At 58.0% G+C, this 25,072-nt stretch carries 27 protein-coding genes and 1 rRNA gene; 19 read left to right on the top strand and 9 right to left on the bottom strand.

Annotated elements, in window-relative coordinates:
- Nucleotides 1-9 precede the first annotated feature (9 nt).
- A 5S ribosomal RNA gene (gene rrf / locus J3348_RS06125) occupies nt 10-126 on the top strand.
- 108 nt (nt 127-234) lie between these two features.
- Here rrf and J3348_RS06120 read toward each other — a convergent pair.
- Genes J3348_RS06120 through rplM form a run of 3 tightly spaced genes read right to left on the bottom strand, consistent with a single transcriptional unit; the run spans nt 235 to nt 1,661 of the window.
- Nucleotides 235-783 (bottom strand): hypothetical protein, encoded by a 549-nt coding sequence (locus J3348_RS06120; RefSeq protein ID WP_207698551.1) that lies wholly within the window; start codon nt 781-783, stop codon nt 235-237.
- 33 nt (nt 784-816) lie between these two features.
- On the bottom strand, nt 817-1,215 hold the full coding sequence (gene rpsI, locus J3348_RS06115) for a 30S ribosomal protein S9 (RefSeq protein WP_005938160.1): 399 nt from the start codon (nt 1,213-1,215) through the stop codon (nt 817-819).
- A 17-nt stretch (nt 1,216-1,232) separates the two neighbouring features.
- A complete protein-coding gene (rplM, locus tag J3348_RS06110) occupies nt 1,233-1,661 on the bottom strand; it encodes a 50S ribosomal protein L13 (protein WP_005938158.1) in 429 nt (142 codons plus the stop codon).
- A 310-nt stretch (nt 1,662-1,971) separates the two neighbouring features.
- Here rplM and J3348_RS06105 point away from each other — a divergent pair, with 310 nt between their 5' ends.
- Genes J3348_RS06105 through lepA form a run of 4 tightly spaced genes read left to right on the top strand, consistent with a single transcriptional unit; the run spans nt 1,972 to nt 6,355 of the window.
- Nucleotides 1,972-2,541, top strand: a complete 570-nt coding sequence (locus J3348_RS06105) for a hypothetical protein (protein ID WP_097781246.1) — start codon at nt 1,972-1,974, stop codon at nt 2,539-2,541.
- The gene (locus tag J3348_RS06100; RefSeq protein WP_005938152.1) at nt 2,538-3,317 is read left to right on the top strand and encodes a tRNA 2-thiocytidine biosynthesis TtcA family protein; all 780 of its coding nucleotides are present in this window, start codon (nt 2,538-2,540) and stop codon (nt 3,315-3,317) included. Before J3348_RS06105 ends, J3348_RS06100 begins: the two co-directional genes overlap by 4 nt.
- Nucleotides 3,318-3,320: 3 nt before the next feature.
- Nucleotides 3,321-4,523 (top strand): alanine racemase, encoded by a 1,203-nt coding sequence (gene alr, locus J3348_RS06095; RefSeq protein ID WP_005938150.1) that lies wholly within the window; start codon nt 3,321-3,323, stop codon nt 4,521-4,523.
- A gap of 20 nt (nt 4,524-4,543) precedes the next feature.
- Nucleotides 4,544-6,355, top strand: a complete 1,812-nt coding sequence (gene lepA / locus J3348_RS06090) for a translation elongation factor 4 (protein WP_097774375.1) — start codon at nt 4,544-4,546, stop codon at nt 6,353-6,355.
- Between the two features lie 434 nt (nt 6,356-6,789).
- Here lepA and J3348_RS06085 read toward each other — a convergent pair whose 3' ends face one another.
- The 6 genes from J3348_RS06085 to J3348_RS06065 are packed head-to-tail and all read right to left on the bottom strand — an operon-like array spanning nt 6,790 to nt 9,657.
- Entirely contained in the window at nt 6,790-7,041 is a 252-nt protein-coding gene (locus J3348_RS06085; RefSeq protein WP_005938144.1) for a phage holin, read from the bottom strand.
- A 1-nt stretch (nt 7,042) separates the two neighbouring features.
- On the bottom strand, nt 7,043-7,270 hold the full coding sequence (locus J3348_RS06080) for a hypothetical protein (protein WP_044953283.1): 228 nt from the start codon (nt 7,268-7,270) through the stop codon (nt 7,043-7,045).
- Nucleotides 7,271-7,284: 14 nt separating this feature from the next.
- A complete protein-coding gene (locus tag J3348_RS06075) occupies nt 7,285-7,680 on the bottom strand; it encodes a D-Ala-D-Ala carboxypeptidase family metallohydrolase (protein WP_207698550.1) in 396 nt (131 codons plus the stop codon).
- Complete coding sequence (locus J3348_RS14370; RefSeq protein ID WP_263287078.1) at nt 7,673-7,786, bottom strand: CD1375 family protein; 114 nt, start codon at nt 7,784-7,786, stop codon at nt 7,673-7,675. The genes J3348_RS06075 and J3348_RS14370 overlap by 8 nt, the downstream gene beginning before the upstream one ends.
- The gene (locus J3348_RS06070) at nt 7,786-8,178 is read right to left on the bottom strand and encodes a hypothetical protein (protein WP_207698549.1); all 393 of its coding nucleotides are present in this window, start codon (nt 8,176-8,178) and stop codon (nt 7,786-7,788) included. The genes J3348_RS14370 and J3348_RS06070 overlap by 1 nt, the downstream gene beginning before the upstream one ends.
- Before the next feature lie 18 nt (nt 8,179-8,196).
- Nucleotides 8,197-9,657: a hypothetical protein gene (locus J3348_RS06065; RefSeq protein ID WP_207698548.1), complete on the bottom strand. Its 1,461-nt coding sequence runs from the start codon at nt 9,655-9,657 to the stop codon at nt 8,197-8,199.
- A 759-nt stretch (nt 9,658-10,416) separates the two neighbouring features.
- On the opposite strand from J3348_RS06065, the gene J3348_RS06060 reads away from it, so the two are divergent.
- From J3348_RS06060 to atpD, 14 genes are all read left to right on the top strand, one after another.
- A complete protein-coding gene (locus tag J3348_RS06060; RefSeq protein ID WP_242702886.1) occupies nt 10,417-11,439 on the top strand; it encodes a 3D domain-containing protein in 1,023 nt (340 codons plus the stop codon).
- Between the two features lie 306 nt (nt 11,440-11,745).
- Nucleotides 11,746-13,962, top strand: coding sequence for a 1,4-alpha-glucan branching protein GlgB (gene glgB, locus J3348_RS06055; RefSeq protein ID WP_154259629.1), 2,217 nt, complete (start codon nt 11,746-11,748; stop codon nt 13,960-13,962).
- An 87-nt stretch (nt 13,963-14,049) separates the two neighbouring features.
- Nucleotides 14,050-15,243: a glucose-1-phosphate adenylyltransferase gene (locus J3348_RS06050; protein ID WP_005938116.1), complete on the top strand. Its 1,194-nt coding sequence runs from the start codon at nt 14,050-14,052 to the stop codon at nt 15,241-15,243.
- Complete coding sequence (glgD, locus tag J3348_RS06045) at nt 15,237-16,364, top strand: glucose-1-phosphate adenylyltransferase subunit GlgD (RefSeq protein WP_005938113.1); 1,128 nt, start codon at nt 15,237-15,239, stop codon at nt 16,362-16,364. Before J3348_RS06050 ends, glgD begins: the two co-directional genes overlap by 7 nt.
- 166 nt (nt 16,365-16,530) lie before the next feature.
- Entirely contained in the window at nt 16,531-17,949 is a 1,419-nt protein-coding gene (locus J3348_RS06040; protein WP_154256295.1) for a glycogen/starch synthase, read from the top strand.
- A gap of 317 nt (nt 17,950-18,266) precedes the next feature.
- Entirely contained in the window at nt 18,267-18,527 is a 261-nt protein-coding gene (locus J3348_RS06035) for an AtpZ/AtpI family protein (RefSeq protein WP_044953278.1), read from the top strand.
- Nucleotides 18,528-18,549: 22 nt separating this feature from the next.
- Nucleotides 18,550-19,050, top strand: coding sequence for an ATP synthase subunit I (locus J3348_RS06030; RefSeq protein ID WP_005938105.1), 501 nt, complete (start codon nt 18,550-18,552; stop codon nt 19,048-19,050).
- Between the two features lie 3 nt (nt 19,051-19,053).
- Nucleotides 19,054-19,797, top strand: a complete 744-nt coding sequence (locus tag J3348_RS06025; protein ID WP_207698547.1) for a F0F1 ATP synthase subunit A — start codon at nt 19,054-19,056, stop codon at nt 19,795-19,797.
- Between the two features lie 53 nt (nt 19,798-19,850).
- Nucleotides 19,851-20,132, top strand: coding sequence for an ATP synthase F0 subunit C (atpE, locus tag J3348_RS06020; protein WP_005930278.1), 282 nt, complete (start codon nt 19,851-19,853; stop codon nt 20,130-20,132).
- A gap of 36 nt (nt 20,133-20,168) precedes the next feature.
- Nucleotides 20,169-20,675 (top strand): F0F1 ATP synthase subunit B, encoded by a 507-nt coding sequence (gene atpF, locus J3348_RS06015; protein ID WP_005938099.1) that lies wholly within the window; start codon nt 20,169-20,171, stop codon nt 20,673-20,675.
- Nucleotides 20,672-21,211 carry an ATP synthase F1 subunit delta gene (atpH, locus tag J3348_RS06010; RefSeq protein ID WP_097774384.1) on the top strand — a complete coding sequence of 180 codons (540 nt, stop codon included), beginning with the start codon at nt 20,672-20,674 and terminating at the stop codon, nt 21,209-21,211. The genes atpF and atpH overlap by 4 nt, the downstream gene beginning before the upstream one ends.
- Before the next feature lie 51 nt (nt 21,212-21,262).
- Complete coding sequence (gene atpA, locus J3348_RS06005) at nt 21,263-22,783, top strand: F0F1 ATP synthase subunit alpha (protein ID WP_097774385.1); 1,521 nt, start codon at nt 21,263-21,265, stop codon at nt 22,781-22,783.
- 17 nt (nt 22,784-22,800) lie between these two features.
- Entirely contained in the window at nt 22,801-23,649 is an 849-nt protein-coding gene (gene atpG / locus J3348_RS06000) for an ATP synthase F1 subunit gamma (protein ID WP_005938091.1), read from the top strand.
- Nucleotides 23,650-23,675: 26 nt separating this feature from the next.
- Nucleotides 23,676-25,070: a F0F1 ATP synthase subunit beta gene (gene atpD, locus J3348_RS05995; RefSeq protein ID WP_005938088.1), complete on the top strand. Its 1,395-nt coding sequence runs from the start codon at nt 23,676-23,678 to the stop codon at nt 25,068-25,070.
- Nucleotides 25,071-25,072: the final 2 nt, after the last annotated feature.

Raw genomic sequence — 25,072 nt, 5'->3', positions numbered from 1 at the left:
GTCAGATCGGTCGGTGTCGATGACGGTGAGGTTCCACCTGTTCCCATTCCGAACACAGAAGTTAAGCTCACTTGTGCCGAAGATAGTTCGCTGGAAACGGCGCGTGAAAATAGGTAGTCGCCGACTTGAACAAAAAACGCTTCAGAAGAAATTCTGAAGCGTTTTTCTTTTGCCGGAAAGCTTTGTCAAATCTTTTTCTCCGGGTTTATACAGGGATGCTGGTATCAAAAAATATCAGAGTGCCGGCGGCGTCCAGATTTCTCCGCCTTCCTCCCCATCATGTTTTTTGGCAAAAATCACCATATAGTCTGCCGCTTCACCTTGTCCATCTGCGGCCTCCTGCTTCACAATTTCAACGCAGTACTCAACAGTATTGCCATTGTATTGATAATAATACAGAAAATTTGCCACCAATGCATTCGCAGCTCTTTTCCACGCCTGCGGATCAACAGCATTCTCCGGCATGGAAAAGACAGCCGTTCCGAATCCGTCGTCACCGACAGTTACATCTGTCGGCCAAATATGGGTTACATTCTGAGGCTCAAAGACATCCGTGTATCCAGCCTCAACTTCCTTAAGATATGCCTCCAGAATGGCCCGTGCTTTTACGCCCAGCGCTTTGTTTTCGACCAGATTATAAGAATCCTCGTTTTGCTCAACTGCCGCTTTCAGTGCAGTCTTTACTGCATTTTTTGTCTGCTCCGAACTGCTGCTACCGCCGCTGGGCCAGCAGCCTGTCAGTGCAGTCGCAGAAAACTTACAATAAAAAAGCAGCTCTGCCAAGGCAGAGCTGCAAAGTTTGCAATATGGGTAAAATCAGCGCTTAGAGAACTGAGGTGCACGACGGGCAGCCTTCAGACCGTACTTCTTACGTTCCTTCATACGAGGATCGCGGGTCAGGAAGCCTTCCTTCTTCAGAGCAGCACGGTTCTCCTCGTTCTGCTGCAGCAGAGCGCGGCTCAGGCCGTGGCGGATAGCGCCAGCCTGACCAGAAACACCGCCGCCGGAAACGCGGACGACGACATCGTACTTGCCCTCCAGGCCCAGCAGGACCAGCGGAGAACGGACGATCAGCTTCAGGGTCTCCAGACCAAAGTAATTGTCGATATCACGATCGTTGATGGTGATCTTGCCAGTGCCGGTGTAAACACGAACGCGGGCAACGGAATCCTTACGACGACCAGTGCCGTAGAAATAAGGTTTGGTTTCGTACATGTTCGATTGCCTCCTTCTTAGAACTCGATCTTCTCGGGCTTCTGAGCTGCGTGAGCGTGCTCGGCACCCTGGTAGCAGTGCAGGCGGGTCAGAGCCTTAGCACCGATGGTGTTGGAAGGGATCATGCCCTTGACAGCGTAGGTCATGGCCAGATCGCTGTGCTCAGCCATCAGCTTGCTGTACTGGACCTTCTTCAGGCCGCCGATGTACTTGCTGTGGGTGATGTGGAACTTCTGCTCAGCCTTCTTGCCGGTCAGAACAGCCTGATCGCAGTTGATGACAACAACGAAATCGCCGCAGTCCACGTTGGGGGTATAATCGACCTTCTGCTTGCCGCGCAGCAGAACAGCGGCCTCAGCAGCGACGTGGCCCAGGCTCTTGCCGGCAGCGTCGAGCAGGTACCACTTGCGCTCGACTTCAGCGGGCTTCACGAGAGTAGTGCTCATATCTATTTCCTCCTGATAAGCTTTTTGTACGTTTCAGGCGCCTTTCTGGGGCGCGAGTGTCAGTATACATCATAAAAAGGTGCCTGTCAACAGCATTTTTTGATTTTTTCATTGTAATTTTTTCAATCTCGCAAAATCTCACGTTTTCTCTTGAATCCTCATTATTCCTAAAAACGCATTTTCTGCAAAATTTTCTGCCCACGGCCGCACATTTTCTGCCGCTGCCCGCTACAATTTTGTCTGCGGGTGTGGTATACTATAAAGGATATGGCAGCTTTTGCTGCGCACTGATACAAGGAGAATTTTTTACATGCCAAACGACATCGACCGCAACGCCTCTGCCCAGCGCCGCACCTCCAAGCTTCTGGCCGCTATGGGCATCTTTGTTGCTCTGGGCATCATTGCTTACATTATTTTAACGCTGCTGGTCAACCGCAGCGTGCCCGCAAACCCGGACACCCACTACACCGGCACAAACGGCGTTTCCGTCTACTATGACAGTTCCATCTGGAAGGTATGCCAGATGACTGAGGACAGCACCCTTGGCACCGTGCTGGAACTCGCCACGGCAGACAGCGCCGACGGTGAGGACTACGAAGCTGTGCTGCTGCAGCGCGGCACTGCCGACAGCTACGCGGACTTTATCGATGCGTCCGAGAAGGACCTCAAGCAGGCCTATGGCGTCATCAAGCCCCGCAAGGTGAACCTGACCGTGGACGGTGCCGAGGTGGAGGCCGTGCGCTGCGACATTCAGGCGTATTATGCGGTGCTGGCCACCATTACCTACCCCAGCGGTGACGTGGTGTATGTTTCCGGCCTGACCAAACTGGCCTCCATCAACGACATTGTAAACCTTGTGGAAAGTGTGACCCTGTCATGAGCAGTTCCCGTGCGATGCAGCGTCTGTGCGGCCTGATGCGCAAGGCTGTGCAGGACTATGAAATGATCGCCCCCGGCGATAAAGTGATGGTGGGCGTTTCCGGCGGCAAGGACAGCGTAGCGCTGACCATCGGCCTTGCCGAACTGCGCAAGTACATCGGCTTTGATTTTACGGTGCAGGCCGTCACGCTGGACCCGCAGTTCGGCGGCAGGCCCATGGATTACACCGTATTGCAGGAGCTGTTTGCCCAGTACGATATCCCCTATGAGATCCGCCGCACCGAGATCGGCCCTGTGGTGTTCGACTACCGCAAGGAGAAGAACCCCTGCGCCCTGTGCGCCAAGCTGCGGCGCGGTGCACTGCACACGGCAGCGCAGGAACTGGGCTGCAACAAGGTGGCGCTGGGCCACCATCTGGACGATGCCGTGGAGACCTTTTACATGAATCTCTGGCGGGAGGGCCGCATCGGCTGCTTCTCGCCGGTCACTTATCTTTCGCGCCGGGACCTCACCCTCATCCGGCCCATGCTGCTGGCCACCGAGCAGGAGGTCATTTCCGCAGTGAACGCCGAGGGGCTGCCCATCGTCAAGAGCGTCTGCCCTGCCGACGGCGTGACCGTGCGCGAACAGACCAAGGAGTTCGTCAAGGAGCGCTGCCGCACCGACCACGCTTTCCGCCAGAAAACCCTGCACGCCCTGCAGGAGAGCGGCATCGATGGCTGGCGACCCGTCCACACCGGGCGCGGCAGCTTTGCAATTACAAACGAGGAAGAATGAATCATGAAGACTCAACCTTTTGAAAAACACGTCTGGGCCGAGATCGACCTCGATGCCCTGCGGCATAACTTCCGGGCCGTCAAAGCCCGGGCCGGTGACCTGCCGCTGTGCGCGGTGGTCAAGGCCGACAGCTATGGCCACGGCGCTGTGCAGTGTGCCCGCGTTTTTGCGCAGGAGGGTGCAGCATGGCTGGCAGTGAGCTGCCTGACCGAGGCCGTGCAGCTGCGTCAGGACGGGCAGACTCTGCCCATCCTTATTTTGGGCCATGTTCAGCCGGAGTACGCCCAGACCCTCATCCACGAGGATATCACCGTAGCGTGCTACTCCACCGAACAGGCGCAGAACCTTTCCGCTGCTGCCGTAAAGGCAGGCGGCAGAGTAAAGATCCACCTCAAGGCAGATACCGGCATGGGCCGCATCGGCTTTGCCCTGCGCACCGATTTTGATGCCGCCATCCGCGAAATGCTGGCTGTGTGTGAGCTGCCGGGCCTTGAGATGACCGGCCTGTTCCAGCACTTCTCGGTGGCCGACGACACCGCCGAAGAGAACGTTGCCTACACCGCGGAGCAGCACGCACTGTTCGTCAGAGCGTTCCATGCGCTCAAGGCGGCAGGCCGCGAGCCGCAGACCGTCCACTGTGACAACTCTGCGGGCGTGATGCTGCACCCGGACTGGCCCGAGGGATTGGCCCGGGAGCGCTGCATGGCGCGGCCCGGCATCATCCTCTACGGCTACGACCCCAGCGACGAGGTGCGCTTTGGGCAGTTCCGGCCGGTGATGACCCTCAAGACCGTGGTGAGCATGGTCAAGGAAATGCAGCCCGGTCAGAGCGCCAGCTATGGCCGCCGCTTCACCGCCGATAAGCCCACGCTGGTGGCCACCCTGTGCACCGGTTATGCGGACGGTTATCCCCGCCAGCTGAGCTGCGGCAAGGGCATCGTGGAGATCCACGGCAAGGCCTGCCCGGTGCTGGGCCGCGTGTGCATGGACCAGATGATGGTGGATGTGACCGGTATCCCGGACATCCACGAGGGCGACGAAGCCATCCTGTGGGGCGGCAGCGTCAGTGATACTGCCGAGACCATCGCCCGCAAGACCGACACCATTTCCTACGAGGTGCTGTGCGGCGTGTCCCGCCGCGTGCCCCGCGTCTACCTCGAGCACGGAAAGATCGTGGATGTCGAGGATTGGATACTGGAAGCTTAAATTTCTCCCGGAGGAACTACATGGCAAGAGACAATATCCGCAATTTCTGCATCATTGCACACATTGACCACGGCAAATCCACCCTGTCGGACCGTATTCTGGAGCTGACCAAGAGTGTGGACGAGCGCACCATGGAAGACCAGATTTTGGACAACATGGACATTGAGCGCGAGCGCGGCATCACCATCAAGGCCCGCGCTGTCACCATGAACTATACCGCCAAGGATGGCAAGACCTACGAGTTCAACCTCATCGATACCCCGGGCCACGTGGACTTTGCCTACGAGGTCAGCCGCAGTCTGGCCGCCTGCGAGGGCGCCATCCTTGTGGTGGATGCCACCCAGGGCGTGGAAGCTCAGACGCTGGCCAACACCTACATGGCGCTGGAGCATGATCTGGAACTGGTGCCCATCCTGAACAAGATCGACCTGCCCAGCGCCCACCCGGACGAGGTGGCGCAGGAGGTGGAGGACGTGATCGGCCTGCCCTGTCTGGATGCGCCCCGCGTCTCTGCCAAGACCGGCCTGAATGTGGATCAGGTGCTGGAGCGTGTCGTCACCGACATTCCTGCTCCCACCGGCGACCCGGATGCCCCGCTGAAGGCGCTGATCTTCGACAGCATCTACGACAGCTACAAGGGCGTTATCGTCTATATCCGTGTGTTTGAGGGCACCGTGAAGCCCGGCGATACCATCCGCATGATGGCCACCGGCGCGGAGTTCACGCTGGTAGAAGTGGGCCACATGGGTGCTACCAACCTTTCTCCCTGTGCCCAGCTGCAGGCTGGTGAGGTCGGCTATCTGACCGCCAGCATCAAGACCGTGCAGGACACCCGCGTGGGCGATACCGTCACGCTGGCCAATAATCCCACCGCCGAAGCACTGCCCGGCTACCGTCAGGTCAAGCCCATGGTGTTCTGCGGCATCTACCCCGCCGACGGTGCCAAGTACCCCGACCTGAAGGACGCACTGGAAAAGCTGCAGCTGAACGACGCCTCCCTCACCTTTGAGCTGGAGACCAGCGCCGCGCTGGGCTTCGGTTTCCGCTGCGGCTTCCTTGGCCTGCTGCACATGGAGATCATCACCGAGCGGTTGGAACGGGAATTTGATCTGGATATCATCACCACCACCCCCAGCGTGCGCTACCGCCTTACCCTGACCGACGGCACTGTGGAGATGATCGACAATCCTTCCAGCTACCCCGACCCCTCCAATATCGTCAAGCAGGAAGAGCCTTTTGTGGATGTTCACCTGTACACCCCCAACGACTATGTGGGCGGCTTGATGGATCTGTGCCAGAACAAGCGCGGCGTGCTGATCGACATGAAGTATCTGGACGATGTGCGCGTTGATCTGCACTATGCTCTGCCGCTGGGCGAGATCGTGTACGACTTCTTTGATGCCATCAAGAGCCGCAGCCGGGGCTACGCCAGCTACGATTACGAGTTTAAGGAGTACCGCGAGAGCGACCTTGTCAAGCTGGACTTCCTGCTCAATGGCGACCCTGTGGACGCGCTGTCCATGATCGTGTTCCGCGATAACGCCTATGCCAAGGGCCGCCGCATCTGCGAAAAGCTGCGGGATAACATCCCCCGCAACCTGTTCGAGATCCCGGTACAGGCTGCCATCGGCGGCAAGATCATTGCCCGTGAGACGGTCAAAGCCATGCGCAAGGACGTGCTTGCCAAGTGCTACGGCGGCGACATCTCCCGCAAAAAGAAGCTGCTGGAAAAGCAGAAGGAAGGCAAAAAGAAGATGCGTCAGCTGGGCAGCGTTTCCCTGCCCAGTGAAGCCTTTACCGCTGTGCTCAAGCTGGACAGCGACGACGATTAAACTTTATAGATCAAAGAAAACCCGCGCTCTGGTATGCTGCAATGCACCCAGCGCGCGGGTTCTCTCTGTTTTTTCACAATCTCAGTTTACAACAAAAAATGAGATAGGCACCCCCTTTCGGGGAAACCTATCTCATTTTTTTTGTTGGGACTATTTTGCAACAGTCCCTTTACGTTGGGGCGTCAGGGGGCGCTTACAGTCTCTTGGCTGCTCTTTTCCGATTTGCTTCTGCCCGGGTTATACATGATTTCAGTGCGAAAGTCATCGAGACCTGCGCGAAACGTTCTTGAATCTGCGTGAACGAATCATCTGGGCAGCAAAAAAAACCCCGGAAAGGCTGTCTGGGTGCCTTCCGGGGCTGCTGTGAAAGATGACTGTATCAGTAATACTTTTCAGTCAAAAAGTACTACTGATACACTGCTTCGAGGGCTTTCTCACTCACTTTTCTGCTTCAGGCGGGCGTATTCGGCATCGGCCTGAATGGCTGCAGAGGTGAAGCTGTTGTTGTTCCACCAGCTGATCAGCGCGGCCACGGTGGTGATGCCGGCGGTCACCAGCTGTTCCACAGTCTGGCTCTCAATGGGCAGCATAGGTTTGCCCAGAGCGCTCAGCACCTGATTGGTCAGGGCAAGCAGCAGCACAGCGGTGCGGGCGATGGTGGCGGCAGAAATTTTACCAAAGTTCATATCAATTCCTCACTTTCTCATTTTGTTCAAGGTCAGCGATGCGGTGGTTGGCCACCTTCATCTGTTCTTCTAAAATCGGTACGCGGCGGGCAAAATTGTTATGCTCACGCACCTCGCGGGTCAGCTCTTCGAGCTTGGTGTCGGTCACGGCCTGACTGCGGCTGTTGGCGATCAGCACGCCGATCAGGGTCACGGCCCCGGCAATGACAGCGGATAAGATCGTTTCCATTCCGTTCACCGCCTTTACCCGACCCACCGGCTTTTTGCTTTGCGCACATCCACATGGACAAAGCCTTTTGCGGGGTAGCGGCCGATGCCGCCGGTGCCGGGCAGCAGGGTCTCGGCGTAGGCGGCAAGCTGCTCCACCGGCACGCCGGACACCCGGATATCCGCGGCACGGCCATACTGATGCTGGCTGTAAACCGCCCCGCCCACAGCCCTGTTGTGTGCAGCGGTGCGGTAGCCGCTGGTAATGACCACCGGTGCGCCAAAATGGTCACGGATGGCCTGCAGCACCTGCACCAGTTCGCTGTCCACAAACAAAGGGTCGGTGCCGTCTTTGCAGGCAAATTCCTTTGCGCGGAAGCTGCGGCTCAGCAGCGTTTCGCCATCCCTTGCGCGGGAGTAAACGTTAAGCATGGCCGTCCTCCTGCAGCAGCGCTGCCACGGCATCCCTCAGCCGGGCGGGCACATCCTCCAGCGTTTTGATGCCCTTGCGGATCAGGGCCGCATAGATCCTTGCCATTACACACCACCTCCTTCGTACAGTTCACACAGGGCCAGCTGCAGGTCGGTCAGCTGGCAGGTCAGGCTGGCAATCGTCTCGGGCAGACGGGCTGCTTCCTCGGCCTGCTGGCGCTCTTTTTCCCGCGCGGCCAATTCTTCTTCCGTATAGCGGATGTATCTCTGCACCGGCACCTGTTCGGTCCATGCGGCCTGCGCAGGCATGCCCGGCACGTCGATGACCTTCCGCACATCCCTGCCGCCGCCGGGATACTCCGTTACAGTCTCGTAGTGGCTCACTTCCTCCACGCCTTCCACGGCGGGGTGCTCCACTGGCACGGTGTCGTCCACCAGATACCCAAGCGTCAGGTCAGGGTTTTCAATGGCTGCACCGTTCTCGTCAATGATCTTCATGGTTCAAAACCTCCTTTCTCAGACCACGCGCCGCCAGATGTGCACATAGTAGGCGGCAGGCTGCACGGTGGCGCTGCGGCCGTAGATGGCATTAGACTTGGACGCATCCAGACTGAACTTATATACATCAGAAAAGGAATTGTATTCGCCCGTAGATGCGATCACGTTGCCGGCAGTGAATGCGCCGGATACCTTATGTTCACCCTTTTTTACATCCGCGACAAAAGAGCCTGTGATGTTCGGCAGTCCGGCCTTTACTGTGGTGCCCGCTGCGTGGCTGCTGCTGGCACCCATCAGCACGCGCTCCGATGCGATCTGCTCCCATGTGCCGCCAAACAGGGCGGCAGGGCTGGTGGGGTCGGTGCTCTGGTAGATGCTGCCCACCGGGTAGGCAGCGGAGCTGGGTGCGGCCAGCAGAGCATCGACATCTTCCTTTGTATAATAGGAAGAAAAATCGGCACCGAAGGTGCGCAGGGCGTTTGCCTTTTCAGCAGCGGTCCATTCCCCGGCGGCTGCGGCGGTGGTCAGAGCCTTCTTCACGCCATAAGGCAGCAGGGCTGCGGTCAGCGGCAGAAGTGCATCCGTCATGCTGTCCAGCTGTTCGCGGGCAGCTGGTGCGATGATCAGGGTTCCGTCGCTGCGCACGTTGATGCCGCAGGCGGGGTCCACCCGCACTGCGCCGGGGGCCGAAGCCGTGGGCACCGTGCTGCTGCGCAGATAGGGCGACAGATCCGGCATGGCGGCAGTATCGGTCAACACGGCCCCGGTGTTGGGGTCCACGCTCAGCACCCGAAGCAGCTGGCCGGAGACCGGAACTGCCGGGCAGGGAAGCGCCCCCACATCCTGCGCCGTCAGTTTTACGATGCCGCTTTTGCCGTTCACGCTCACTACCTGACCGTCGGTAGGCACCAGCTCCTCTGCCCGTGCGGCAGCAGCCTCGGCACGGGCTGCACAGCGGGATGCAGCGGCACTGTCGGCGCTGGTGCGCTGTGCCGCGGTCTGGGCCTGTGCCGCATTGGATGCCGTGCTTGCAGCACTGGCTGCGGCACGCTGTGCGGCGGTGGAAGCGGTACTGGCACTTTCCAGCACACGCGCCACGAACTGCTCATACTGCGAGGGCGGCAGCTCTTCCGCGCCGCCGTCGGTGGGCAGGATGGCGTAGGTGTCGTAGCTGCCGGGCCGGGTATAGGCGGCGTAGCCGCTGGCATCGATGGCTGCCAGCATCCACTGTCCGCCGGTGCTTCCGGTCAGGCGGCGGTCCACGGTGACGCAGTGCTGCGTGTCCAATGAGACCGGTGCCAGCAGGGTGCCGTCGCTGCGGCGCAGGTAGAGTGCAACGGTGCACCCGGCCCATGCTTCCGGCAGCGTGAAGCACAGCTCGTCCACACCGGCAGCGTTCTGTGCACCGAGGTGCAGGCGGTGCGGCTGGGACAGAAATTCGGTGCCGCCGCACTGCCTTTGAATGATCTTGATGTTCACTTGAAAACCTTCCTTTCTGTTTTTTGTTTGATTGTACAGCCGCTGCCCGGCAGCTGCCAGTGTGGTCTTTTGCTGCACAAATTTCTGTGCTTCGGCATTTTGCCGGAAGGCGCTTTTCATGGGTAATTCGCACAGTTCTTTGTGGGTGAAAAATGGGATAAAAAAGAGGTGGCTTCGTACGGAAAACCAGCGATTTTTGGCCGCTTGCCGCATGGGAAAACGAACCCAAAAGTGCAGTTTCCGGTGCAAAAAGTCCAAAATAAATGTTAAAAATTCGTGAACAAAACACCCCAGAAAACAGGTCGAAAATCGGAAGGAAATAACCGAAAAAACAATATTTTGGAGAAAACAATGTTAAAGTTGCACAAAAAATAACGTCAAAAAACTAACAAAGTATGAGAAGGTGATTTGACAAATGGCCATTAGACTGGTAAAATAAGAGCCGCTCAACGGAACCAACAGACGTTGCAGCGTTTAAAATTTATCTGGATGAAGTAAAAAGCCGTCTTATATACGGCGCGGCGCGGGCAGATGGGGTCCGGGCCGGGAGGGTAACTGCACCCTCCGCAGCGGAGTCCAAATTGTATACGATGCTCGATTTTACCAAAAAGAGGGCATCGTATTTGATTGTGGGGCCAGATGGCTTCTGCCCGCCCCGCAGTCCGGGCGGCCGGGGCATGAAAAACATGTCCGCAGCCGCAGCCAATTTTGAAAAGAGAGGAGTTGTCTCGTATCGCTTCCGTAAAATTGAAGAAAGCATTGTCTGACTGCAAGCATGCAGTCTCTCCCCGTGTGCTGGCGTTTTGTGTCATGGTCGTGTGCCTTGTGGCTACACTCAGTGTGACCGCTGCGAATCTGCGGCTGACCTACGTCACAGACTCCAATGGTGCCCGGCAGGTGATCCTTACCTCCGAGACCGACCCTGCACAGGTTATGAACCTTTCCGGCATCCAGTCCGAAGAGGGCGATCAGGTCTATTACACGGCCTACAGCGGCAATCTTGCCGCCCTGAACATTGAGCGTGCATTCTCCGTCAGCATCACTGCCGACGGTCAGGAGTACCCCGTCAAAATGGTGTTCGGCACCGTGGCGGATGCCCTGAAGCGTGCCGGTATCACCCTGGAGGGTGACGACTACACCGAGCCTGCTCTGGACCAGCTGGTGAGCGCAGGTTCCACCATCACGGTGCACCGCGTGGACTACACCGACCGTGTGGAGACGCAGGCCATCCCCTACGATACCGAGTACGTCTACACCAGCCTGTATTTCCGCAACACCGGCCGCGCCACCACGGTGCGCCATGGTGCGGAAGGCCAGCAGACTATCACCACCCGCGACCGCTATGTGGACGGCGAGCTGGAAAACAGCATCGTGGTGGATTCCACCACCACTGTGGAGCCGACCAACCACATCGTAAAGACCTATGGCGCAGGCGCGCCGGTCTCCCCGCTGACCGGCCCGGACGGCACCACCAATGCACCCGCCTCTTACAGCAAGGTGCTCACCGGCAAGGCCACCGGCTACTATTCCAAGACCGGCAAGGGTTCTTCCGGTCTGGGTCTGGGCTACGGCACTGTGGCTGTGGACCCGGATGTGATCCCCTACGGCACCAAGCTGTATATCACCTCCACCGACGGCAAGTTCGTGTACGGCTATGCGGTGGCTACCGATACCGGCATTGCCGTGCAGAAGGGCCAGATCCTTGTGGACCTGTTCTACGAGACCTACGCCGAGAGCGTGATCAATGGAGCCATTCAGGTGAACGTCTACGTGGTGGACTGAGCAGGCTGAAAAGAACCGGGGAAACCGGAACTGAAAATTTTCAACAGAAACAGAGAGCTTCTGTACACCTTCCCTTTGGGAGGGTGCGCAGAGGCTCTTTTTTATTGTCAGATTGGCAGGATTCACCATAAAATTTGTAAAAATTTAGCGGGTATGTATATAAGAGAAAAATATCAACGAAAAGATTATGGTAAATTTTACAGTAAAATGCGGCGAAACTCTTGAAAAACAGACCGAAATTCTTTAATATAAAAGGGTAAAAAGCTACAGGTGCGCTTTGTGCATCTGTACGGGGAGGAGCAGTCTATGAAACCGACCGAGGAGAAGATCCAGAGCAATGCATCGGACCTGCCGGTGTATTTGTTCAAACAGGGCAATAACTGTGAAGCATACCGCTACTTTGGCGCACACATGGAAACGCGTGCCGGTGAAGCAGGTGTGGTGTTCCGCGTGTGGGCACCCCATGCTGTAGCCATCAGCGTGGTGGGCGACTTTAACAGCTGGAAGCCGGGCAGCCACCCGATGCGCAAGGTGGATGGCGATTCCGTATGGGAATTGTTCATCCCGGGCATGAAGGAATATGATGTTTATAAATACTGCGTGACCACCCGCGCAGGTGATCTGGTCTATAAGGCCGATCCCTATGCATTCCACGCCGAGACCCGCCCGTCCAACGGCAGCAAGGTCTACGATATCAGTGGTTTTGCGTGGCACGATGATGCATGGCAGGCAGCACAGAAAAAGGCTGATGTGATCAACAGCCCGATGAATATTTACGAGATGCACGCCGGCAGTTGGAAGATGAAGGAGGGCGGTAAGCCCTACAATTATTCCGAGCTGGCAGACGAGCTGATCCCGTATATCACAGAGATGGGCTATACCCATGTGGAACTGCTGCCGGTCATGGAATATCCGTTTGACGGCAGCTGGGGCTATCAGGTCACCGGCTATTTTGCACCCACCAGCCGCTACGGCACCCCCAAGGACCTGATGGCCTTTGTGGATAAGCTCCATGCTGCCGGCATTGGTGTGATCATGGACTGGGTGCCTGCTCACTTCCCGAAGGATCAGTTCGGCTTGTACAACTTTGATGGCGAAGCCTGCTACGAGGACCCGAATCCGAAGCGCGGCGAACATAAGGAGTGGGGCACCATGGTGTTCGACTTCGGCCGCAGCGAGGTGCAGAGCTTCCTGATCTCCAGCGCACTGTATTGGCTGGAGCAGTACCATATCGACGGTCTGCGCGTGGACGCGGTGGCATCCATGCTGTATCTGGACTATAACCGCAAGCAGGGCGAGTGGGAGCCGAACAAGGACGGCGGCAAGGAAAATCTGGAGGCTGTTGCTTTCCTGCGCAAGCTGAACGACACCGTGCTGGGCCGTCACCCCCACAAGTACATGATCGCGGAAGAATCCACTGCATGGCCCATGGTCACAAAGCCTGCTTCGGACGGCGGCCTTGGCTTCAACTTCAAGTGGAACATGGGCTGGATGAACGATATGCTCAGCTACATGAAGACTGACCCGCTCTTCCGTTCCGGCAACCACAACAAGGTCACCTTCAGCTTCTTCTACGCGTTCAGCGAGAACTTTGTGTTGCCCATCAGCCACGATGAGGTGGTGCACGGCAAGGGCAGCCTGATCAACAAGATGCCCGGCGAGTACGACGCCAAGTTTGCAAACCTGCGCACCTTCTTTGGCTACATGATGGCCCACCCGGGCAAGAAGCTGCTGTTCATGGGTCAGGAGTTCGGCCAGTTCGCTGAGTGGAACGAGACAAAGCCGCTGGACTGGATGCTGCTGGGCTACGATAAGCACACCGAGCTGCAGACCTACGTCAAGACCCTGAACGCCTTCTACAAGGAGCACCCCGCCTTCTGGCAGGTGGATTACAGCTGGGAGGGCTTCCAGTGGATCGTGCCGGATGACTCGCAGCAGAGCGTCATCGCTTTCCTGCGCAAGGACACTTCCGGCAAGCAGATCCTTGTGGTGTGCAACTTCAACCCCGTCCTGCGCGAGGGCTACACGCTGGGCGCACCGGTGGCAGGCTCCTACAAGGAGATCCTGAACAGCGACGATGCAGAGTTCGGCGGTTCCGGCGCAGTCCACAACAAGGCCGTGCGCACCCACAAAAAGCCGATGCACGGGTTTGAGCAGAGCATCACCATCACCCTGCCGCCCATGAGCACCCTGTATTTTGAAGTGCCCGCCAAGCGCACCCGCAAGGCCGCAGCGGACAAGACCGATAAGGCGGGAAAAAAGACCGCAGCCAAAAAGGCAAAGACCGCTGCGGAGAAAGCTGCAGCAAAGGTGGTAAAGAAGCCGGGTCGCAAGCCCAAGGCAGAAGCTGCCGCTGCAGAGGAAAAGCCGGTGAAAAAGACCGCCCGCAAGGCAAAGGTTGAGCCGGAAAAGGCCGAGGAAGCACCCAAAAAGTGCGGCCGCAAGCCCAAGGCAGAGGCAGAACCCAAGGCGGAAAAAGCACCCGCAAAACGCACCCGCAAACCGAAGGAGCCCAAGGAATGACCCGGCACTTCGGCCGACCCATACCGCACATGTTGACGCTCATTTCCGAACAACGGAAATGTTAATGTTAAAGGGGAGAATAAAGCTATGGCAAAAGAAATTGTGGCAATGATCCTTGCCGGTGGACGTGGCTCGCGCTTGTACGCGCTGACACAGAAAACGGCAAAACCCGCAGTGTCCTTCGGCGGTAAGTACCGCATCGTGGACTTCCCGCTGTCCAACTGCGTGAACTCCAACATCGACACCGTTGGCATCGCGACCCAGTATCAGCCCCAGAAGCTGAACGAGTACATCGGCAACGGCCAGCCCTGGGATCTGGATCGTCTGCACGGCGGCGTGCACACCCTGCCGCCCTACGAGCAGGCAAAGGGCACCGACTGGTACAAGGGCACTGCAAACGCCATCTACCAGAACATCGGTTTCATCGACAGCTACGATCCCGAGTATGTGATTATCCTGTCCGGCGACCAGATCTGCAAGCAGGACTATGCCGACTTCCTGCGCTTCCACAAGGAAAAGGGCGCAGAGTTCTCTGTGGCTGTTATGGAAGTGGACTGGAAGGAAGCTTCCCGCTTCGGCCTGATGGTGGCTGACGAGAACGACCGCATCACCGAGTTCCAGGAGAAGCCCCCGGTACCCAAGTCCAATCTGGCTTCCATGGGCATCTACATCTTCAACTGGGATGTGCTGAAGAAGTATCTGGAAGAGGACGAAGCGGACCCCAACTCCAAGAACGACTTTGGCATGAACATCATCCCCGCCCTGCTGCGCGACGGCCGCAAGATGTACGCCTACCGCTTTGCCGGTTACTGGCGTGACGTGGGCACGATCGACAGCCTGTGGGAAGCCAACATGGAAGTGCTGGACCCCGAAAACTCCGGCATCGATATCTTCGACGAGAAGTGGAAGATCTACAGCCGCAACCCGGTCCTGCCTCCGCAGAAGATCGGCCCCCGCGCTGTGGTGCAGGATTCCCTCGTCACCGAGGGCTGCAAGATCTACGGAAATGTGCATCACTCTGTGCTGAGCGCAGGCGTTGTTGTGGAAGAGGGCGCTACCGTTGAGGACGCAGTCCTGATGGACGGCGTTGTGGTCAAGGCTGGTGCTGTTGTCAAGCGCTGCATCCTGGCGGAGGATGTTGTGGTCGGTGCAGGTGCACGAGTGGGCGGCGATGGCCCCATTGCCCATGTGGGCACCGGCCTGACCGTCGGCGCAGGCGCAACCGTCAAGGAAGGTGCCAAAGTCTTTGAATCCGTCAAGGAGGGTATGGAAGTATGCTGAGCCAGAACACCAATGCGTTGGGTATTATTTTCCCCAACAGTTATGATAATACCGTCCCCGAGCTGGTGACCGAGCGCGCAATGGCTTCGATCCCCTTCGCGGGCCGCTACCGTATGGTGGACTTTGTTCTGTCCAGCATGGCAAACTGCGGTATCTCCAATGTCTCCATCGTGGTGCGCAAGAACTACCACTCCCTGATGGATCATCTGGGCACCGGCCGTGAGTGGGATATGGCCCGCCGTCACGGCGGCCTGAACATCGTGCCGCCTTTCGCTGAGAAGGGCGTGCGCATCTATTCCGGCCGTGTGGAAGCTCTGGGCTCCATCATGAACTTCCTGGAGAACCAGAAGGAAAAGTACGTGGTCATGAGCGATGCCAACGTTGCCCTGAACTACGACTTCAACGCTCTGCTGGCTGCTCATCAGGCAAGCGGTGCCGATGTGACCGTCGCTTACCAGAAGACCGAGATCCCCGAGGGCCGCAAGAATGACAACTACACCCTGACCGTTGATGCCGACGGCCGTGTGACCGAGCTGCTGTTCAACGATTACCGCCCCGGCGTGCAGAACCTTGACCTGAACATCTATGTTCTGGAGCGCGAGACCCTGCTCAAGCTGGTCCGGGATGCGACCTCCCGCGGCCTGATCTACTTCGAGCGCGATATTCTGGCCCACAATGTCAACATCCTGAACATCCACGCTCTGGAGTACACCGGCTATGTGGCACATGTCTGTGACATGAAGAGCTACTTCGACGAGAACCTCAAGCTGACCGATGACGAAAATCTGGAAAAGCTGTTCCCCAAGAAGAGCCCGGTCTACACCAAGATCCGCGACGACAACCCCACCCGCTATGTGCCGGGCTGCAAGGTGACCGATTCCATTCTGGCCGACGGCTGCGTCATCGAGGGCACGGTGGAGAACTGTGTGCTGTTCCGCGGCGTCAAGGTCAAGAAGGGTGCCGTCGTCAAGAACTGCGTGCTCATGCAGGATACCGTTGTGGAAGCCAATGCCGAGCTGGACTGCGTTGTTACCGATAAGAACGTGAAGATCACTGCCGGCAAGAAGCTGTCCGGCACCGAGAGCTTCCCGGTGTACGTGCAGAAGAAGCACACCGTCTGATTTTACTGAGTTATCCATAGGGGCGGCTTCCTCCCCGGTAGCCCCTCTTGAGAGGGGCGGGGGCATCTGTGTGCCCCCGCCTGCTCTTTTGTAAAAATGGTTCGTGCTGCCTGCAAGGGCGGTGGGGGAGAACGAAAATATCCCACTATATGAAAGGAGCGATCCTATGAGAATCCTGTATGCTGCTTCGGAAGCTGCCCCTTTTGCAAAGTCCGGCGGTCTGGCCGACGTTGCGGGTGCCCTGCCTAAGGCTCTGGTCAAGGACGGCGTGGATGCCCGCGTCATTATGCCCCTGTACGGCGATTTGAAGTTCCGTGATACGCTGGAGTACGTGACCAATTATTCCGTCCCCGTGGGCTGGCGCAGCCAGTACTGCGGCCTGTTCAAGACCGAGCGGAACGGCGTGACCTACTACTTCCTGGACAACGAGTATTACTTCAAGCGCCGCGGCCTGTACGGCTTCTACGATGACGGCGAGCGTTTCGCCTTCTTCTCCCGCGCCGTTTTAGAGACTTTGTTCTACATCGATTTCACTCCCGATATCATCAACTGCAACGACTGGCAGACCGCTCTGGTGCCGGTGTACCTGAACCTGTACTATCGCCATCTGGATAAGTTCAACCGCATCAAGACTATCTTCACCATCCATAATATCGCTTATCAGGGCAAGTACGGCACCGACATTCTGGAGGACACCTGCGGCATCGGCCGCCGCGATCAGCACATCGTAGAGTACGACGGCTGCGCAAACTTCATGAAGGGTGCTTTCGAGACTGCCGATAAGATCACCACTGTCAGCCCCACCTATGCCATGGAGATCCTCGACCCGTGGTTCAGCTATGGTCTGGACGCTCTGCTGCGCGAGAAGCAGTACAAGCTGTGCGGCATCCTGAACGGCATCGATACCGATTCCAACGATCCCGCTACGGATAAGAACATCCCCTTCAACTACGACATCACCAATTTTGAAGAGGGCAAGGCAAAGTGCAAGGAAGCCCTGCAGGATAAGTTCGGCCTGAACAAGGATGGCAGCCCCGTCTTTGCCATGGTCAGCCGCATGGTCGGCATGAAGGGCTTTGATCTGGTGCAGAGCATCGCCGATGGTCTGGTGGATCGCGGCATCGAGCTGGTCGTTCTGGGCAGCGGCGAGAGCCAGTACGAGAACTTCTTCTCCGACCTGTGCGCACGCCATCCGGGCCGCGTTGGCACCTACATCGGCTTTGAGCCGGCCCTGTCGCAGGAGATCTACGCAGGCGCAGATGCCTTCATCATGCCTTCCAAGAGCGAGCCCTGCGGTCTGGCACAGATGGTAGCCTGCCGCTACGGCACGCCTCCCATCGTCCGCGAGACCGGCGGTCTGCGCGACTCCATCCACGACAGCACCATGGGTGAGGGCAACGGCTTCACCTTTGCGGGCTACAATGCCCACGAGCTGTATGTGGCCTGCTGCAACGCACAGAATGCTTACTATGACAAGGAGAACTGGAAGAACCTCGTGCACCACTGCATGGAGTGCGATTTCAGCTGGGATGTCTCCGCCAAGAGCTACGAGGGCCTGTACAACGAGACCGCAAACCTCTGGTAATATCCTGAAAACTGCATAACGGCTGCCGCCCGGTTCCCAAAGAGCCGGGCGGCTTTTTTGCATTCTGCACAACAGATCCATCAAACTTTTGGTATTGATGCGCCCGCAGACGCACAAACTCCATACAGGGCGTACAGTTACGGCATTAGTGTAAACAAACTATGAAATTTTACTAGAAAACAGTGGAAAATTGATTGAAAAAACGATCGGTTTGAATTATACTATCGTTATAAGATTTTTTGCTGATTGCAAATCCTTGGCAAAGAATCCAGAATCTGGCTTTTGCAAAGGCACATCACACAGGGAGGAAACGCAGGTTGAAGGGCTGGTATAAGGCACTGGAGGATCTTGTCTGGCTGACCCAGCTGGGCCTGAATATGCTGCTGCCGCTGGTCATGTGTCTGGGCGGTGCATGGTGGGCGGTGAACAACTGGAGCTGGCCGGAATGGGTGTTCCTGCCGGCCATCCTGCTGGGGCTTGCTGCCGGGGCACAGAACTTCTGGTATTTTGCAAAGGAACACATGGACCGCACCAAAAAGGAAAAACCAAAGCGGGTGGGGTTCAACTCGCATCAGTAAACTTAACAGGAGGTTTCCCTTTATGAAACTGCAGCCGGAATCCAAAAAGGAGCTGACCCGCATCGCCTGCGGCACGGCCATCTGTACCGCCGTCATGTGGGTGATCTTTGCAGCTCTGCACCTGGTTGGCTGGGTGAAATTTGATTACACTGTTGTTCTGGGCAGTCTCATCGGCGCGGCCGTGGCCATCGGCAACTTTGCGGGCATCTGCCTCGTGTGCCAGAAGGTCATCGACGAGCAGGATGAGAAACGGCGCAAAGCGACATTGCAGGCTTCCTACAATGTCCGGATGCTTTTGCAGGCGGTGTGGATCATCGTTGCCATCGGGGCACCGGTGTTCCAGCCGTTTGCCGGTGTTCTGCCCCTGCTTTTCCCGCGCGTTACGATCTACTACCTGCAAATAACCGGCAAGTACAAGCCTCTTGCACCGGCCGGGCCTTCGGTGGACGTCTCTGTGGAGGACGACCCCGAACCCGCACCGGAGCCGGAAGCTGAACCCCGTGACGAAGGGGGTGAAACGTAACAAATGGAACTGAACGGCGCAAAGATCCTGTATACCATCCATACGGACATCCCCCTGCTGGGTGATTTCAAGATCTCCCAGACCTTAGTCAGCACCTGGATCGTCATGGCGCTGCTTTCGGGTTTTGCCATCTGGCTGGGCAGCAACCTCAAGCTGGAAAATGTCTCAAAGCGGCAGGCCGCCGCCGAGTTCATCGTAGAACGGCTGGACCAGTTCGTGCACGACAACATGGGCTATCACTTTGATAAGTATATCCCGCTCATCGGCGCGATCTTCGCTCTGAGCATCGGCTGCAACCTCATCAGTGTCATCGGCCTGTGGAGCCCCACAGCCGACCTGAACACCGAGGCGGCGTGGGCCATTGTGGTGTTCGTGCTGATCATGTACTACAAGATCAAGACCAACGGCATCCTTTCCTACCTGAAAGGTCTTTTGGACCCCATCTTCATCATGGCACCCATCAATGTGCTGTCGGAGGTTTCCACCCCCGTCAGTATGGCGTTCCGTCACTTTGGCAACATCTTGTCCGGTACGGTCATTTCCACACTGCTGTACTGGGCGCTGGCAAGCCTGAGCCACGTCATTTTCGGCTGGCTGCCGGGTGCCTTGAGCCAGATCCAGCTGTTCCAGATCGGCATCCCGGCCTTTACGGGCCTGTATTTCGACTGGTTCGGCGGCTGCATTCAGGCGTTCATCTTCTGTACCCTGACCGCAATTTTCATCAAACGTGCTGCCGGTGAGGACTAAGCCCTCACAACGGCATCTCCCAAAACAAAAAACTTTTTTGGAGGACAAATCTTATGACTGACTTTCAGTACCTCGCTCGTGGTATCGCTCTGGCAGGCTGCGGCATCGGCGCAGGCTGCGCACTGATCGCAGGTATCGGCCCCGGTATCGGCGAAGGCAACGCAGCAGCTGCTGCCTGTGAAGCTGTGGGCCGTCAGCCCGAGTGCAAGAGCGACGTTACCAGCACCCTGATCCTGGGCGTTGCACTTTCCGAGACCACCGGTATTTACGGCTTCGTCACCGGCCTGCTGCTGATCTTCCTGGCACCCGGTATGTTCATGAAGTTCCTGGCATAAGCGGAACCTTTTACAAAATAACGAAAGGAGACGCTTATGGAACTGTACCAGGCGTTGATCACGCTGGACGGCTGGACCTTTCTGGCCCAGATCTGCAACCTGATGATCCAGCTGTTCATCTTCAAAAAGTTCCTGCTGAATCCGGTCAAAAACGTGATCGCAGAGCGCAAGGCGAAGGCAGACAGCCAGATCGCCGATGCCACCAAGCTGCGCACCGAAGCCGAAGCCATGAAGGCAGAGTACGAGCAGAACCTGCAGAATGCCCGCACCGAGGCCAACGAGATCGTTGCCAATGCGCAGAAGACGGCCACCGCCCGCGGCGAAGAGATCGTGGGCGAGGCCCGCGCGCAGGCTGCTGCCCTCAAGCAGAAGGCCGAAGCCGACATTGCGCAGGAGCGCAAGAAGGCCGTGAATGAGGTCAAGGACGAGATCGGCGGCATCGCCATGGAGATCGCCTCCAAGGTGGTGGAGCGTGAGATCAGCGAGAAGGACCACAAGGATCTGATCGACGAATTTATCAAAAATGTGGGTGAAGCATCATGACCGAGACTGCAAGGATGTACGGCGGAAGCCTGTACGATCTGGCGGCGGAGGAAGGGCTGGAGGCCCGCATTCTGGGCGAGCTGGACGAAGCCGTGGCGCTTTTTAAGGCAAACCCGGACTACCTGCATCTGCTCAGCACCCCCAGCATCCCGAAAAGAGAGCGCTGCGGCCTGCTGGATGAAGCACTGCGGGATCAGGTCCACCTCTATGTGCTGAACTTTTTGAAGATCCTGTGCGAGAAGGGCACCCTGCGGGAGCTGTCCGGCTGCGCACGGGCTTACCGTGTGCGCTACAATCAGGCACACGGCATTCTGGAAGCAACGGCGACCACTGCAGTGGCAATGACGGAGCAGCAGGCAAAGAGCCTGCACGAAAAGCTGGAAAAGCTCACCGGCAAGACCATCGACCTGAAAACAAAGGTCGATCCGGCAGTGCTGGGCGGCATCCGGCTGGATATCGAAGGCACCGAGCTGGACGGCACGGTGCAGAACCGTCTGTCCGCCCTGCGCAGGGATATTGCTTCCGTGACACTGTGATCGAATTTCCACCCGAAAGTTTTTTAAGAATTGAGTGGTGAACAAACAAAGATGCAACTGAAACCTGAAGAGATCTCCAAGATCATCCGTGCGCAGATCAAGCATTACGAAAATGCCATTGAGCAGAGCGAGACCGGCACGGTCATTATGGTGGGCGACGGCATCGCCCGCGCCAGTGGTCTGGAAAAGTGCATGGCAGGTGAGCTGCTTCAGTTTGATAACGGCGAATACGGCATGGCCCAGAATTTGGAGGAGAACACCGTCTCCATCGTTCTGCTGGGCTCCGACGTCGGTATCAAGGAAGGCAGCACTGTCAAGCGCACCGGCAAGGTGGTGTCCGTGCCGGTGGGCGAAGCCATGATCGGCCGCGTGGTCAACGCGCTGGGCCAGCCCATCGACGGTGCAGGCCCCATCGAGACCACCGAGTTCCGCGCCATTGAAAGCCGCGCTCCCGGCATCATCGACCGTCAGCCGGTCAAGGAGCCGCTGCAGACCGGCATCAAGGCCATCGACTCCATGATCCCCATTGGCCGCGGCCAGCGCGAGCTGATCATCGGCGACCGCCAGACCGGCAAGACCACCATCGCCTCCGATACCATCATCAATCAGAAGGGCAAGGACGTCATCTGCATTTACGTTGCCATCGGTCAGAAGCGCTCTACCGTGGCAAACCTTGTGCAGAGCCTGACCGAGGCCGGTGCTATGGGCTACACCATCGTGGTGTCCGCAACGGCATCCGAGCTTTCGCCCCTGCAGTATATCGCACCCTACTCCGGCTGTGCCATGGGCGAATATTTCATGCATCAGGGCAAGCACGTCCTCATCATCTACGACGATCTGTCCAAGCACGCCGTGGCCTACCGTGCACTGTCGCTGCTGATCCGCCGTCCCCCGGGACGTGAGGCTTACCCCGGCGACGTGTTCTATCTGCACTCCCGTCTGCTGGAACGCGCGGCCAAGCTCTCCAATGAGCTTGGCGGCGGCAGCCTGACGGCTCTGCCCATCATCGAGACGCAGGCGGGCGATGTTTCCGCCTACATCCCCACGAATGTCATTTCCATCACCGATGGTCAGATCTTCCTGGAGACGGAGCTGTTCCACTCCGGTGTCATGCCGGCAGTCAACCCCGGCATCTCGGTGTCCCGCGTGGGCGGCAATGCCCAGATCAAGGCCATGAAGAAGGTCGCCGGCACCCTGAAGCTGATCTACTCCCAGTACCGTGAGCTGCAGAGCTTTGCACAGTTCGGTTCCGATCTGGATGCCGACACCAAGGCCCGCCTTGCACAAGGCGAGCGCATCGTGGAAGTGCTCAAGCAGAACCGCTCCGCTCCCGTGCCTGTGGAAAAGCAGGTGGCCATCCTGTATGCGACCATTCACGATCACCTTGTGAAGGTCAAGGTGCCGGACGTGGCCGAGTATGAGAAGGGACTGTACGAATATCTGGACAACAATGCTGCGGGTGCCGCCGTCATGGAGACCATCCGCACCACCGGCAATCTGGATAAGGACACTGAGGAGCAGCTTAAGAGCGTGCTCACAGCCTATACCGACAGCTTCGTCAAGGCGCACTAAGGAAGGAGGCGTAACGCATGGCTGGTTCCATGAAGGACATCAAGCTGCGCATCAAAAGCGTAGAGAGCACCATGCAGATCACCAAGGCAATGGAACTGGTGGCTTCCTCCAAAATGCGCCGCGCCAAGGAACGGGTGGAGCACAGCCGCCCCTACTTTGAAACGCTGCATGAGACTTTGACCAAGATCGCCGCGGCCGACCCCCGCGCCCGCAACCCCTACCTGCGCCGTGACGAAGTGAAGCGCACCCTGCTCATCGTGATCGCAGGCGACCGCGGCCTTGCCGGTGGATACAATTCCAACGTGCTCAAGCAGGCCGGGGCCGAAGAGGGCGAGGTGCTGGTGCTGCCCATCGGCAAGCGCTCGGCAGAGTATTTCGTCCATCACGAAGTACCCCTGTTCACGCAGGAGGTGCTGCTGGCGGCAGATGTCTCGGTGGGCGAGTGCTTCCAGCTGTCCCGCCAGATCACGGAAGGATATCTCAAGGGCGAGTACGATGCGGTAAAGATCTGCTACACCCGGTTCGATTCCATGATGACCCAGACCGCAGCCACCATGGAGGTGCTGCCGCTGTCCATCGAGCCCACCGAGCAGCAGAAGGCGGATGCCCGCCGCAGCCAGATCCTGTACAAGCCCAGCAGCGAGGAAGTATTCAGCGCGATCATCCCGGAGTATGTGGCAGGCATCGTCTACGGTGCCGTGTGCGAGAGCGTAGCCAGTGAGCTTGCCGCCCGCCGCACTGCCATGGATGCCGCCACCAAGAACGCCGGTGAGATGATCGACCATTTGAACCTGTATTATAACCGTGCCCGTCAGGCCGCCATCACGCAGGAGATCACCGAGATCGTGGCCGGCGCGGAGATTTAAAACCTATCAAAAAGGAGTTGTAGCCTATGTCCGAAAAACATATCGGCAAGGTGCTCCAGGTCATCGGCCCGGTGCTGGACATCCAGTTTGAGGATGGCCAGCTGCCGGAGCTGCTCAACGCCATCGAGATCGACAACCACGGCGAAAAGCTGGTGGTCGAGGTGGCACAGCACACCGGCGATAACGTGGTGCGCTGCATTGCAATGAACAGCACCGATGGTCTGGTGCGCGGCACCGAAGCCGTGGATACCGGCGAACCCATCAAAGTGCCCGTGGGCGACCAGTGTCTGGGCCGCGTGTTCAACCTGCTGGGCGAGCCCGTGGACAACAAGCCCGCCCCGGCCCCGGAGGCCTACTGGCCCATCCACCGCCCTGCTCCCAGCTACGAGGAACAGCAGTCCACCACCGAGATCCTCGAGACCGGCATCAAGGTCGTGGACCTGATCTGCCCCTACGCAAAGGGCGGCAAGATCGGTCTGTTCGGCGGTGCAGGCGTCGGCAAGACCGTCCTGATCCAGGAGCTGATCTATAACATCGCCACCGAGCACAACGGCTACTCGGTGTTCACCGGCGTTGGCGAGCGCACCCGTGAGGGCAACGACCTGTACGGCGAAATGACCGAGAGCGGCGTTATCAACAAGACTGCGCTGGTCTATGGCCAGATGAACGAACCCCCAGGAGCCCGTATGCGCGTGGCACTGTCCGGCCTGACCATGGCGGAGTATTTCCGCGATGTGAAGAATCAGGATGTGCTGCTCTTCATCGATAACATCTTCCGCTTCACCCAGGCAGGCTCTGAGGTGTCCGCACTGCTGGGCCGTATGCCCTCTGCCGTCGGCTACCAGCCCACGCTGGCCACCGAGATGGGCGCTCTGCAGGAGCGCATCACCTCCACCCGCAAGGGTTCCATCACCTCGGTGCAGGCCGTCTACGTGCCCGCCGATGACCTGACCGACCCGGCCCCTGCCACCACCTTTACCCATCTGGATGCCACCACGGTCCTGAGCCGTGACATTGCTTCGCAGGGCATCTACCCCGCTGTGGACCCGCTGGATTCCACCAGCCGCATCCTCAGCCCGGAGGTCGTGGGTCAGGAGCACTACGAGATCGCCCGCGCCGTCCAGAAGGTGCTGCAGCGCTACAAGGAGCTGCAGGACATCATTGCCATCATGGGCATGGACGAGCTGAGCGAGGAAGACAAGCGCACGGTCAGCCGCGCCCGCAAGGTGCAGCGCTTCCTGAGCCAGAGCTTCCACGTGGCAGAGCAGTTCACCGGTATGCCCGGCCAGTATGTGCCGCTCAAGGAGACCCTGCGCGGCTTCAAGATGATCCTGAACGGCGAGTGCGACGAGCTGCCCGAGAGCGCATTCCTGTTCGCGGGCACCATCGATGACGTGTTCGCAAAAGCGAAGAAAGGGTAAAC

The organism is Faecalibacterium sp. Marseille-Q4896 (assembly GCF_017377615.1).
GTDB classification, from domain to species: domain Bacteria; phylum Bacillota; class Clostridia; order Oscillospirales; family Ruminococcaceae; genus Faecalibacterium; species Faecalibacterium taiwanense.
Note: the sequence above shows the minus strand (reverse complement) of the source record. Positions and strands in the feature narration are given on the sequence as shown.

Coding starts and splice junctions, on each gene's coding strand:
- rpsI (WP_005938160.1), bottom strand. CDS start 1,215: ATGTACGAAACCAAACCTTATTTCTACGGCACTGGTCGTCGTAAGGAT.
- rplM (WP_005938158.1), bottom strand. CDS start 1,661: ATGAGCACTACTCTCGTGAAGCCCGCTGAAGTCGAGCGCAAGTGGTAC.
- J3348_RS06105 (WP_097781246.1), top strand. CDS start 1,972: ATGCCAAACGACATCGACCGCAACGCCTCTGCCCAGCGCCGCACCTCC.
- J3348_RS06100 (WP_005938152.1), top strand. CDS start 2,538: ATGAGCAGTTCCCGTGCGATGCAGCGTCTGTGCGGCCTGATGCGCAAG.
- alr (WP_005938150.1), top strand. CDS start 3,321: ATGAAGACTCAACCTTTTGAAAAACACGTCTGGGCCGAGATCGACCTC.
- lepA (WP_097774375.1), top strand. CDS start 4,544: ATGGCAAGAGACAATATCCGCAATTTCTGCATCATTGCACACATTGAC.
- J3348_RS06085 (WP_005938144.1), bottom strand. CDS start 7,041: ATGAACTTTGGTAAAATTTCTGCCGCCACCATCGCCCGCACCGCTGTG.
- J3348_RS06080 (WP_044953283.1), bottom strand. CDS start 7,270: ATGGAAACGATCTTATCCGCTGTCATTGCCGGGGCCGTGACCCTGATC.
- J3348_RS06075 (WP_207698550.1), bottom strand. CDS start 7,680: ATGCTTAACGTTTACTCCCGCGCAAGGGATGGCGAAACGCTGCTGAGC.
- J3348_RS14370 (WP_263287078.1), bottom strand. CDS start 7,786: ATGGCAAGGATCTATGCGGCCCTGATCCGCAAGGGCATCAAAACGCTG.
- J3348_RS06070 (WP_207698549.1), bottom strand. CDS start 8,178: ATGAAGATCATTGACGAGAACGGTGCAGCCATTGAAAACCCTGACCTG.
- glgB (WP_154259629.1), top strand. CDS start 11,746: ATGAAACCGACCGAGGAGAAGATCCAGAGCAATGCATCGGACCTGCCG.
- J3348_RS06050 (WP_005938116.1), top strand. CDS start 14,050: ATGGCAAAAGAAATTGTGGCAATGATCCTTGCCGGTGGACGTGGCTCG.
- glgD (WP_005938113.1), top strand. CDS start 15,237: ATGCTGAGCCAGAACACCAATGCGTTGGGTATTATTTTCCCCAACAGT.
- J3348_RS06040 (WP_154256295.1), top strand. CDS start 16,531: ATGAGAATCCTGTATGCTGCTTCGGAAGCTGCCCCTTTTGCAAAGTCC.
- J3348_RS06030 (WP_005938105.1), top strand. CDS start 18,550: ATGAAACTGCAGCCGGAATCCAAAAAGGAGCTGACCCGCATCGCCTGC.
- J3348_RS06025 (WP_207698547.1), top strand. CDS start 19,054: ATGGAACTGAACGGCGCAAAGATCCTGTATACCATCCATACGGACATC.
- atpE (WP_005930278.1), top strand. CDS start 19,851: ATGACTGACTTTCAGTACCTCGCTCGTGGTATCGCTCTGGCAGGCTGC.
- atpF (WP_005938099.1), top strand. CDS start 20,169: ATGGAACTGTACCAGGCGTTGATCACGCTGGACGGCTGGACCTTTCTG.
- atpH (WP_097774384.1), top strand. CDS start 20,672: ATGACCGAGACTGCAAGGATGTACGGCGGAAGCCTGTACGATCTGGCG.
- atpA (WP_097774385.1), top strand. CDS start 21,263: ATGCAACTGAAACCTGAAGAGATCTCCAAGATCATCCGTGCGCAGATC.
- atpG (WP_005938091.1), top strand. CDS start 22,801: ATGGCTGGTTCCATGAAGGACATCAAGCTGCGCATCAAAAGCGTAGAG.
- atpD (WP_005938088.1), top strand. CDS start 23,676: ATGTCCGAAAAACATATCGGCAAGGTGCTCCAGGTCATCGGCCCGGTG.